This window comes from Psychrobacter sp. ANT_H56B, assembly GCF_008369245.1.
Classification (GTDB): domain Bacteria; phylum Pseudomonadota; class Gammaproteobacteria; order Pseudomonadales; family Moraxellaceae; genus Psychrobacter; species Psychrobacter cryohalolentis.
The window spans coordinates 19470-30711 of sequence record NZ_VOBF01000014.1; the positions used below are offsets into that span (position 1 = coordinate 19470).

Annotated in this window: 9 protein-coding genes; 1 reads left to right on the forward strand and 8 read right to left on the reverse strand. The window is 40.1% G+C overall.

Features of this window, described 5'->3' with window-relative positions:
• Window positions 1-61: 61 nt before the first annotated feature.
• From FQ082_RS12485 to FQ082_RS12510, 6 genes are all read right to left on the reverse strand, one after another.
• Window positions 62-652: a recombinase family protein gene (locus FQ082_RS12485; RefSeq protein WP_149493391.1), complete on the reverse strand. Its 591-nt coding sequence runs from the start codon at window positions 650-652 to the stop codon at window positions 62-64.
• 234 nt (window positions 653-886) lie between these two features.
• Window positions 887-2866 carry an ATP-binding protein gene (locus tag FQ082_RS12490; protein ID WP_149493392.1) on the reverse strand — a complete coding sequence of 660 codons (1980 nt, stop codon included), beginning with the start codon at window positions 2864-2866 and terminating at the stop codon, window positions 887-889.
• Window positions 2867-3051: 185 nt separating this feature from the next.
• Complete coding sequence (locus FQ082_RS12495) at window positions 3052-6153, reverse strand: type I restriction endonuclease subunit R (RefSeq protein WP_149493393.1); 3102 nt, start codon at window positions 6151-6153, stop codon at window positions 3052-3054.
• The gene (locus FQ082_RS12500) at window positions 6150-7193 is read right to left on the reverse strand and encodes a virulence RhuM family protein (protein ID WP_149493394.1); all 1044 of its coding nucleotides are present in this window, start codon (window positions 7191-7193) and stop codon (window positions 6150-6152) included. The genes FQ082_RS12495 and FQ082_RS12500 overlap by 4 nt, the downstream gene beginning before the upstream one ends.
• A gap of 12 nt (window positions 7194-7205) precedes the next feature.
• Window positions 7206-8408: a restriction endonuclease subunit S gene (locus tag FQ082_RS12505; protein WP_149493395.1), complete on the reverse strand. Its 1203-nt coding sequence runs from the start codon at window positions 8406-8408 to the stop codon at window positions 7206-7208.
• Window positions 8405-9946 carry a type I restriction-modification system subunit M gene (locus tag FQ082_RS12510; RefSeq protein WP_149493396.1) on the reverse strand — a complete coding sequence of 514 codons (1542 nt, stop codon included), beginning with the start codon at window positions 9944-9946 and terminating at the stop codon, window positions 8405-8407. Before FQ082_RS12510 ends, FQ082_RS12505 begins: the two co-directional genes overlap by 4 nt.
• Before the next feature lie 131 nt (window positions 9947-10077).
• Between FQ082_RS12510 and FQ082_RS13180 the strand changes: the two genes are divergently transcribed.
• Complete coding sequence (locus FQ082_RS13180) at window positions 10078-10200, forward strand: hypothetical protein (RefSeq protein WP_262498228.1); 123 nt, start codon at window positions 10078-10080, stop codon at window positions 10198-10200.
• Between the two features lie 68 nt (window positions 10201-10268).
• Here the strand turns inward: FQ082_RS13180 and FQ082_RS12515 are convergent, their stop codons facing one another.
• Window positions 10269-10478 carry a plasmid partition protein ParG gene (locus tag FQ082_RS12515; protein WP_149410076.1) on the reverse strand — a complete coding sequence of 70 codons (210 nt, stop codon included), beginning with the start codon at window positions 10476-10478 and terminating at the stop codon, window positions 10269-10271.
• A 3-nt stretch (window positions 10479-10481) separates the two neighbouring features.
• A complete protein-coding gene (gene parA / locus FQ082_RS12520) occupies window positions 10482-11120 on the reverse strand; it encodes a ParA family partition ATPase (RefSeq protein WP_149410075.1) in 639 nt (212 codons plus the stop codon).
• Window positions 11121-11242 lie beyond the last annotated feature (122 nt).

Consider the following 11242-nt stretch of genomic DNA (forward strand, 5'->3'; position numbering starts at 1 on the left):
TCCTTCTTTGAGGTAGTATAATATCTTAACAGCTGTCCAACTTTATTATGCCACCATACTATTAGCCCTGCTTTAACACCCGATAAACGGTAGCTACGCCTACACCAACTGCCTTAGCGATCTCCTCCTTTGTCATATTGTTTTGGCTATCTAACTCTCTAATACGATTGTGTTTTGCTACATTGGCTTTCTTTCCAGTAGGTTTATAGCCACTGTTAGCCAATCCCTGCTTAATACGCTCTCTACGCTTATCGTTATCAAGCTTTGCCATCGTTGCTAATAAGTCGATCAGCATATCGTTAATCACTGTTAGGATCTCACCTGTCATGCCTTTACTTACCGTATGCGTAGTTGGTAGATCAGCCACTACCAATCGTAAGCCCTTGTCTTTGATACGCTGCTTTAGAATCGCAAAATCATCTTGAGATAGCCTGCTTAATCTATCCACGCTTTCAACCAGCAGAATATCGCCTTCCTCAGCGTCACTGAGTAACAGAGTGAGTGCGGGTCTATCGAGCTTCGTACCACTAAAATTCTCAACGTACTCTACATGGTTATCATCATAGCTTTTGCTAAAACTAATCAAGTCAGATAAGGCTCTCTTAGCGTCTTGATCCTTAGTACTGGCTCTCACATAAATACTAACGGTCATAACGCCACCTCTATTACTTAGACTTAATAATTAATGTTCATTGATAATAACAAGATATTGCTATCATTTAATAATAGAAACAAGTCTAATGATAGATAGGTTATCATTTAGAGGATTTATGTTTTGAGTATAGGTCAATGATAGGTTGATTGCAGCGGTTTTACACCTTAGTTTATTCTAGGTAGGCTATTAGCTCTATTATTAATTTAGATAAGCGGTCTTTTTAAAATGCGCTTATACAGAATCCAGTAAACACTCCAAATCCTGTTTCTGAATGTTTTTAGGTATAAATTCGTTATGCATTTTATGAAGGTAAGAGAGACTAGTTTCTGTATCAGCTTCATAACGTAGCTGCTCTTGATAGAATTTTAGCCGTGCTTTAGCATTGGTTATAACTTCTGACCACGTCATAATATAAATTTCTATTCCACTTACTTGATGAACGCAACCTTTGGGGAGTCCGATATTGTTTGCTCTCATTTTTGCTATAGAATCAAATTGATTGGAAACTGCTATAAACTTCCATTTGCAATTAGACTTATCAAATCTTTCGTCATCATTAACTGCTTGGGCGTAACCCATAAGCTGACCTATAACATCATTGTCTATTTTCTTATTAGGACGCTTTAACTCAACGACTAAGAAGTCTTTATGACCTGGCCTAACTTCTACCGATTTAGATAGCATTAGATCTACCCTTCCCTGTCTTTCATCATTTATTAAAACGTCTCCATCATCTTCACTGCGTTTTCCAAGTAACTTGAGGTGTATATCTAATACGTCTTCAAGGCGTTTCTCACTACCTGCTAAAGAAAAGTGCTCATCGAAAATCCAGCCTTCAGTTTCCAGAATTTTATGCAGCTGATCTCTTTCTAGCAACGATTTTTTATGATCAAAAACGAGCGTATGTAATGATTCAATAAAATCTAAACGATCAGCTACAATTTTGGCTGATTTGATTATATGAGATAAGCTGGTCTTTTCTAATAATTTAGCAAACTCATCTTGTTCTTCTGTGCTTAGGTTCAATACCTCCGTCATAATGGCTTGCATCGACTGCGGATTATCTTCAAGTGCTTGGGACAGTAATTTAAAGGTGAACTTTTTTGTCTTATCATTTGAGTTTGCAAATTTAGGTAAATTATCCTCAACTTTAGAAGCGATAATATCAAAAATTTCACGTTTGGCTGTTTCAATAACTCCTAGATCATTATTTTCCTCAAATGGATAAATACCTGCTTCCTTCCATCTTTGAAGTCTAAGCAAGTGCTCCTTTGCTTTTTTTGTTTTGAAGTGGTTATTTATTTGTTGATAGGCTGCTTCTATCAAATCTTTGCCATCAGCATCCAAGTCCACCAAGTCTAAACTAGACTCACTGTTTAATTTAGTAATGTAATCGCTTATTAAGTAGGCAGAAAAAGAGTATCCCAAGCTTCTGATACGATGAGGCTCAACTCTTTGCTCCTTCAGAACAGTACCGTTACTTTTGCATAGTAAAAGCTGTTTTGACTTGATCTCTAACCATTCAATAATTTTAACTTTATGAGTTCCCACTATGCTATCTAACTCTAATTCATATTCACTAATACCTTCTATAGCTTCATGAGGATTAATTGGATAGCCATTTATCAGTATTTTAATATCAGAATAAGCGTACAAATAGGGTGAAAAAGTCTGGGTAAGTTTGTTTCGTAGCTCATTGAAATTATGCCCTGCAACTTTTTTATTTAACTCACTTATTCTTATTACGGACTTAGTTTCCTTATCGTTTGATTGGGCTGCTTTAAGTACATCAAACTTGTTAGCTCTATCAGAATTTAAAGAAATGACTAATTTATGAAAGTTATCATCTTGCTGAAATACACTTTCCCAATCAACAACTCTACCTAATGAAAATGCTTTAAAGCGCCCTTCACCTTTTTGGCCATGAATAGGCCTACCACTTTCAGTTTCTGACCTAGAAGCTTTCCAAGAGTTGCCAATGTAACCTAAATAATTTCTTGCTTGTTTCTCAGATATACCAGTGCCGTTATCTTCAATAGTAATGGACTGGTTGCCTATGTCATTAGATTCGATACGTACAGATATATTGGTAGCATCGGCATCCAAGCTATTCCAGATTAGCTCTTCAATAGCTTGGATTGGGGAAGCTCTCGATACACGCTTCAGATGATCGTCAGATAAATTGACTTCTAGTGTGCTTATATTGGACATACCGTAATCCTATTTACAAGATAATTTTGGGCAGTGCTTTTTTAAAAAGTGATTCTAATTCAAAGCTATTAGATAATAGGACAATCTATAGAAAAAACGAGAGCATCCCAAACTTTGTGCAACTGTCATTGCGCTTATACTGACACTGACACAAAATTTAGTATACCCATCTTTCATGTCATCAATCAGACCTTCCCACCAACCCCTTTAAACTTCTCAACAAAAGCAGCAATTTTCTGTAAAACACTTTGCTTTTTGGTTAAGTATTGTGGGTTGAGTGGACTCAGTTTAGGTAAGATGGCGTTCAGCTCTGTACCATTCTCACTGGCATACTCGCGCTTTAGAGAAGCAGTAATATAACGCTTAGCTTCATCTTCATTTAGGTTTTCAGCGGCAATCATATCTTTGACTTCACGTTGTTGTTCTACCTGAGCATAACTAAAGAAGGCATCAATAATGCTGGATTTATCAGGGATGTTGTCTAAGTTGGTTTGATTAATAAAATCGACCACCAGACTCTCTTTGGCACGGTTACCAAGGCTTGCCCGAATCAAACGTCTTACTTCTTCAACCAAGGCAGATTTGTCCTTGGTATTTTTATTATGCTCAAAAATTAATCCGAGTATGTAATCAAGATTAATTTCCTGTGATTTGAGCAAGTCTATCTCAAACACCACGTCATCCCAATCAATAGAAGACTCATCTTGCTGCTCACCCGCTTTTTCACGACGTAGCCAATCGCTTATGTCGTTATAGGTAGAGCGATAATCTTGTACGGTACGTTCAGCAGGCACTTTAATGGCTTGCATAACGGCTAAATCATCGTCGTTTAGGTAATACTCATCCTTAAACGTCTCAACTGCTTTCGCGTCGGTCACATCCAAGTCTTGCAGTGCTTTTAGGCTTGCAAACTCATCATAGTTTTGTAAGATGTTCTCAACACGCAAATACTCCCCGAATAACTTGGCAAAGTCTTTCTTGTCGGACTCTTTGACAATCTCATCAGGATTAGGGAAGCGTTGTTGCAGCTCCTTGACCACTTCCAAATAACCACGGCGCGCTTTGCCTGTAGCAATATCGGTAAAGCCTTCCAAATATTCTTTATAGCTCTTCTCTAGCACCACGTTTTTAGTATTTCTATCGCCAAACAAGGTGATAGCATCAATAGTCGCTTTCTCTAAATCTCGAAAGGTCACGATATTGCCAAACGTCTTGGTGGCGTCATAGATACGGTTGGTGCGTGAGAACGCTTGCATTAAGCCGTGATAGCGCAGATTTTTATCCACGAATAGAGTATTCAATGTAGGGGCATCAAAACCTGTTAAGAACATCCCAACGACAACTAATAAATCTACTTCCTGCTTGATGACACGCTCAGCAAGGTCACGGTAGTAGTTCTGGAAGGATTTGCTGTCTACGCCATAATTGGTTTTGAACATGCCGTTATAATCACTAATAGCACTGCTTAAAAACTCTTTGGCACTGCTGTTCATTGCCGTCGGCTCAAAACCTTCATCTGGAATGTCCCCCAATGCGTCTTGTTCTTCATTGGCGGCAAAAGAGAAAATGGTGGCGATCTTTAACGGTTTATCGCTGTCCTTTTGCAAGTGGTTCAAGGTTTCATAGTAAGCCTTAGCAGCGTCCACACTACTGACAGCAAACATAGCGTTAAAGCCTTTGCCCCCTGATTTTAAGCGATGGGTTTTCTGCCTATAGTGCTTTAACACGTACTGCGATATCTCATTGATACGATCAGGATGTAATAGCAGCTGTTTATTCTCTGCTGCAGTCAGCTTGGTCTCATCCTGCTCACTTTCAATACCGCTAAACTGTGGGCGTACGTCGTTGTAATCGACTTTAAACTTCAATACCTTCTCATCACGAATGGCATCGGTAATGACGTAGGAATGCAGCTCATGACCAAACACGCTGGCGGTCGTCTCAGCCCCTAACGCGTTCTCTGGGAAGATAGGTGTGCCCGTAAACCCGAACTGATAGAACTTTTTAAATTTCTTTTTCAGGTTCTTTTGAGCTTCACCAAACTGGCTGCGGTGTGCTTCATCAAAAATGAACACTACTTGCTTGCCATAGATGGGTAAATCACCGTCACCTTTAATCAAGTTGTTCAGTTTTTGAATGGTAGTGACGACGATTTTATTGTCGTCTTTCTCAAGGTTAAGTTTTAGCCCTGCGGTACTGTCTGAACCATTTACACTCTCAGGGGAGAAGCGCTGATACTCCTTCATGGTTTGGTAATCAAGATCCTTACGATCTACCACAAAAAATACTTTATCAATGAAAGGTAGCTCAGTCGCCAAACGTGCCGCTTTAAAGCTGGTTAAGGTTTTTCCTGAGCCTGTGGTATGCCAGATAAAGCCACCACTCTCAAGGGTGCTCCACTTTTTGGTTTGATAGGCGCTGTTGATTTTCCACAAAATGCGCTCAGTAGCCGCTATTTGATAAGGGCGCATCACCAATGAGGTGTCGCTTACATCAAAGACGGTGTAATGCATCAGCACGTTCAACAGGGTATGCTTTTGGAAGAAGGTAGCAGTGAAGTCTTTTAGGTCTTTAATTAAGGTATTGTCTGATCTCGCCCAGTTCATGGTGAAATCAAAGCTGTTTCTATTGCGCTTAGTGGTATTGGCAAAGTAACGGGTATCTGTACCGTTTGAGATCACAAACAGCTGTATGTATTTATAGAGGGAGTTATCAGAGTTAAAGCTCTCTTTACTATAACGATGCACTTGGTTAAAGGCTTCGCGAATAGCAACGCCACGCTTTTTCAGCTCGACTTGCACCAATGGCAAGCCATTGACCAAGATAGTGACGTCATAACGGTTCGCCTGTGTGCCTGTTTGGGCAAACTGTTTGATCACCTGCACTTTATTGCGTGGGATATTCTTCTTATCCAATAGCGCGATATTTTGCAGCCGTCCATCGTCAAACGTAAAGTCATGGATATGGTCATCATGAATCTTACGCGCTTTATCAGTGCTGTTATCGCTAGGGTTATCGAGGTAACTCATCACAAAGCGTTGCCACTCGTCATCGGTGAACTGCACCTCATTTAAGAGTTGTAGCTGCACACGCACGTTAGCCAGCATAGTTTGCGGTGAGTTTAAAGCAGGGACAAACTCATAGCCTTGGTTCTGTAAATCTTTGAGCAACTCACGCTCTAAGTCGTCTTCGGTTTGATAGCCGCCATCAGGCTGATCACACTTGGTGTATTTATTGAGGACAATAAAGTTGTTCGATTCAGCAATCGTTTTGGTATGCTCAGTCATTTACTACTATCCTTCTTTTGCAGCAGTTTTTTAACTTCACGATCAAAATCGGACTCTATCTTTTGTTGCTTATTAAATACTTCATATTCTGCATGAGCCTTACGCTCTGCCACTTTACGAGATATATTTCCATAACCTTCTAATATTTGATATTCATTAAAGGCTAAAAACTTATCTACACTTTCAGCAAATGCTTCCATGGTGAAAGTATTACGTCTTTCAACAATACCCTCTATATAATCAAAAAAAGCCGATATAGTGCGTTCTAATTTTTTAATATCTTTTTCGCTTAGGTAATTCTTAGCAATAACTGTATCAGCTTTTAACACTCGACCATCAGGTGCATTTTTGTAGCTAGTCATACCCATTAAAGGCTTATTCGCATCAGCACTTAATGAGATTATTTCTGCTGCTGTATGGCCAGTAATTGCAAAGTGAAACTTATCTTGCACACTGGCATAAAACAAACGAGTGGTTTCTGAACTCGAATCGTAGTCAATGCTACATTCGGCAAAAATATCAGTAATCTGCTGATAGATACGCCGTTCACTGGCTCGAATAGACCGCACTCGATCCAATAGCTCTTTAAAGTAGTCTTTACCAAACAGCTGCCCATTTTTTAGACGTTCATCATCCATGACAAAACCTTTGATAATATATTCTTTAATCAGTTGTGTTGCCCAGATTCGAAACTGAGTGGCTTGGGTTGAATTGACTCGATAACCTACCGAAATTATCGCATCTAGGTTGTAATACCGCACGTGTTGAGTTTGAGTTTTCCCAGTAATCGCGCCGTGTTCAGTGGTATGTTCCAAAATGGAACATACCACTTGTTCTTGCAATTCACCACTTTCAAAAATATTTTTCAAGTGCTTTGTAATAGCAGGGCGTTGCACTCCAAATAGCTCAGCCATACGTTCTTGAGTTAGCCAAATTGTCTCGTTACTTAGCAGCACCTCAACTTTTACTTCTCCATTTGGTTCGGTGTAGAGCAGAAACTCAGTAGTTTGATTTTGTAGGCTTGGCACGGAAGTAGACATATAGGTTTATCCTTACAAATTGGTGTCTGTGCATGTTTCTAATTTAGGAAAACTCAACAGTAGCTCACGATAATACTCATACTGCTGCTGACGCAAGGCAATTTCACGCGGTAATCCTTCAGTGAGTGAGGTGGTTAAGGCGTCGAACTTGTCTAGGATGGTTACGATATGCTCTTGTTCAGGTAGAGATGGAAATGGGAATTTTATACGTTCGAAAGTTGCAAGGTTTATATTGCTTTGAGCACTACCAGTACTTTTCGCCTGAAGTTCTGATTTAAATGAAGTCAAAAGATACTCGACGTAGCTAGCAGTTGTTTTTTCTGGATTTGCAACAAAACCTATAATGCTATCTGGAAAACATGAATCAAAGCCAAGTATGGTAGTTTCTGCGATATTGGCTGCTATGGTTATGCAAAGCGTGCCCTTAGGCCATAACTTACTTTGTGCCAACCCAAATTCACTATAAGTTTGTGTGTACTCATTAATAACATGAGAAGCATTTCTAATATCCCCTGTTTGAATAAGTGGTACGTCTCCTCCATATAGTTTTGGATCATTTCTAGGGCGGTGTCTTGATTTTCCGCGACCAAGTTCAAGCGCAACTTCTTTTAACGTTTTCCATTCAACCTCATCATCAAACGTTAATAACTGTTTACGATAGTAGGCATATTGCTGCTTACGTGCTACAAGCTCAGCGGTAAGCTCAGCGGTAAGCTCAGCGGTAAGCTCTGTAAATGTATCTAAAATTCGGACGATTTCGGCTTGGACTTTGATAGGTGGAATGGGAATTACTATATCTTTCACCATCGGCTTAGTAAGCTGAGGTATTCCATTTTTTGGAACATTATAATTGTTCTCTATTGCTTTCATATAGTGATAAGCATATTTCAGATTCAATTCAATTTTAGATGTTAGTACAAGCAATCGAACTATAGGAAAAATTGGTTTATCTCGATAACTAGTCCACCCTATTGTTCCTCTAGCAGATATAGTTATGCTTGGTCGAACAACTTTAGCTTTATTTGTCCATCCATATAAAGATCTATCACCTATTCCATTAGATAAAATAGGAATATTAAATTCTTCTGTTTCCATATCTGATAGTGCCTCTTTAGGCACGTCACCGCCAGCTAAAATATCAAACACTTCATCCAGTTTTTTCCACTCAACCTCAACCCCATCAAGCAGCTTATCCATATAACTTAACTGACTCATGCCTCAATCTCCGCAACGATTTTATCGATATCAGAACGCAGCTGATTAATCTTAGCAACCGTGACTTTCAGTTCCGCATTGAGGGTAGTGATATCAATCACCTCTCGCGTGTCTTCTGCTTCCACGTAGGCGCTGACGGATAGATTGTAGTCATTGGTTGCAATCACTGTATTATCAACGCTTACAGCTAAGTATTCCTCATCTGCTTTGCTATCAAAAATCGCCATCAGCTGCGCGATATGCTCGTCGGTCAGAATATTGGTATTGGTTTCTGCCTTAAATAACTTACTGGCATCGATAAACTGAGTTTTGCTATCCGTTTTGTGTTTTGACAGCACTAAGATATTAACGGATATGGTAGTGCCAAAGAACAAATTGGGCGCAAGGGATATCACCGTTTCTACGTAGTTGTTATCTATCAGGTACTGACGGATTTTTTGTTCAGCACCACCCCGATAGAAGATACCAGGAAAACAGACAATTGCTGCACGGCCTTTACTGGATAAGTAGTTTAACGCATGAAGCACAAACGCAAAGTCCGCTTTAGACTTGGGAGCGAGTACACCAGCTGGCGCAAAACGCTCGTCATTAATCAGCGTCGGATCATCGCTACCAATCCATTTCACAGAATAAGGTGGATTAGATACAATCGCATCAAAGGGTTTGTCGTCACCGAAATACGGGTTTCGCAGGGTATCGCCTAGCACGATATTAAACTTGTCGTAGTTGATGTTGTGCAAAAACATATTCATCCGCGCAAGGTTATAGGTGGTGTGGTTGATCTCTTGACCAAAAAAACCGTCTTCAATGATATGGTTATCAAAATGCTTCTTAGCTTGTAATAACAATGAGCCTGAACCTGCTGCTGGGTCATAAATCTTATTGACCGTTTCCTGTTTGTGCATGGCAATCTGTGCAATCAGCTTAGAGACGCTTTGTGGGGTAAAGAACTCGCCCCCTGATTTACCAGCATTAGCAGCATAGTTAGAGATCAGATACTCATAAGCATCACCAAACAAATCAATTTGGTTATCAGCGAACTGCTCTAGCTTGAGACCTGCCACGCCTTTAAGCACGGCTGCTAGGCGCGTGTTCTTGTCGGCAACGGTATTACCTAAACGGTTACTGGTCGTATCAAAATCAGCAAACAAGCCTTTAATATCAGGCTCTGATGGGTAGCCATTGGCTGAGCCTTCAATAGCCTTGAATATGGCGGCTAAGTCTGTATTAAGGTTCTCGTTTCTGTGCGCCCCTGTTGCGATAGTGGCAAACAGTTGGCTTGGATAAATGAAATAGCCTTTGGTTTTAATGGCATCGTCTTTAATATCATCAGTAATCACACTATCGGGAAGCGTGGCATAATTAACGCTCTCATCACCGCCCTCGATATAACTGGCAAAGTTTTCACTGATAAAGCGGTAGAACAACGTACCCAACACATACTGCTTAAAGTCCCAGCCATCGACTGAACCCCGAACCTCGTTTGCAATTTGCCAGATTTGGCGATGGAGTTCGGCACGTTGTTGAGTACTTGTCATGATAAAAATCCTATAGAAATAATGATGGGGCTAAAAGCCCCTTATACTTTGTATAACTTTAATCGTTATTGAGTGCGCTATGATAAGGGGCGATATACCTTAGCACTGCTGACCGTTCCTGGTTCTATTATATGGTGCTGACCAAAGCAACAGTGCTTATTTTGCCATTGGTATTTTCTTTGCACCTTGCTCCTGCATCTGACTTAAGCAAACAATCATCCGATGATACTGAAGCGATTCACGGCTTTCGATAATATGCATCATTTTTTGGGTTTTCTATACACATGCTCTTTATATGTATAGAAAATTCACTTTTTTATACCTACCTCTCAACCAGCTTGTCCTCGATCATTTCAGTCAACAGCTCAGTCACCGTTTTGCGATTTTCGAGCGCATATCGTTTGAGCGCAATATGCTTATCTTCATCTAGATTAAAATTCACTCGTACCGTTTTTTTGGGACTGTCAGTCACATCTGACAAAGCCAATTCATCCTTAGCTTTTTTACTTGGACGACCTGCTGATAAACTCATGACTTACTCCTCACCAAAAAATGTTTGAATCTCACTAACCAATGCAGTTATCTCTTTTATCGCATTGCTATTAGACGATTCAGTATCAAATACTGTCTTGCCAAGGGCAGCACTGTTAGGATAAGCAACACGCTGCATAATTCTAGCCTCTAATACGGGAAGGTTGTAATCGAGTAGTGCTGTCGCTACTTCCTTACCTATATTAGTGTTTTGAATGGCACGTGATACTACAAACGCCGCCTTTAGTTTGCCATCCATCATCTCAATACGCTGCTGCACCAAATCAACCAAATCGCTGGTCGCCCAAATATCGTAGGGACTCGGCTGTACCGGAATTAGTATAAAATCAGCAGCCTTGATAGCAGAAATGGCCAGGCTGGTGGCTTGTGGCGATCCATCGATCACTACGTACTCTTTATCAGACACGTATTTTAGATCTTTATCCAGCGTCGGCCTATCTAGCCCAATCACTGGTACCGGATTGTCCTCATCTACTGCCCTCCAGTCACGCGCACTGCCTTGCTGATCGCTATCTACCAACAGTACGCTATGACCTTTTAGCTGTAGCCCACGCGCCAAATGCGTTGCAATGGTGGTCTTACCGCTGCCGCCCTTTTGATTTAATACCGCGATTACCTTCATAAATACAGATCCCTGTAGTATGTATTGAGTATATAAGTATATAAGTATATAAGTATATAAGTATATAAGTATATAAGTATATAAGTATATAAGTATATAAGTATATAAGTATATAAGTATAT

Bases quoted from the DNA above. Each gene is read 5' to 3' on its own strand.
- FQ082_RS12485 (WP_149493391.1), bottom strand. From the start codon at position 652: ATGACCGTTAGTATTTATGTGAGAGCCAGTACTAAGGATCAAGACGCT.
- FQ082_RS12490 (WP_149493392.1), bottom strand. From the start codon at position 2,866: ATGTCCAATATAAGCACACTAGAAGTCAATTTATCTGACGATCATCTG.
- FQ082_RS12495 (WP_149493393.1), bottom strand. From the start codon at position 6,153: ATGACTGAGCATACCAAAACGATTGCTGAATCGAACAACTTTATTGTC.
- FQ082_RS12500 (WP_149493394.1), bottom strand. From the start codon at position 7,193: ATGTCTACTTCCGTGCCAAGCCTACAAAATCAAACTACTGAGTTTCTG.
- FQ082_RS12505 (WP_149493395.1), bottom strand. From the start codon at position 8,408: ATGAGTCAGTTAAGTTATATGGATAAGCTGCTTGATGGGGTTGAGGTT.
- FQ082_RS12510 (WP_149493396.1), bottom strand. From the start codon at position 9,946: ATGACAAGTACTCAACAACGTGCCGAACTCCATCGCCAAATCTGGCAA.
- FQ082_RS13180 (WP_262498228.1), top strand. From the start codon at position 10,078: ATGGTGCTGACCAAAGCAACAGTGCTTATTTTGCCATTGGTATTTTCT.
- FQ082_RS12515 (WP_149410076.1), bottom strand. From the start codon at position 10,478: ATGAGTTTATCAGCAGGTCGTCCAAGTAAAAAAGCTAAGGATGAATTG.
- parA (WP_149410075.1), bottom strand. From the start codon at position 11,120: ATGAAGGTAATCGCGGTATTAAATCAAAAGGGCGGCAGCGGTAAGACC.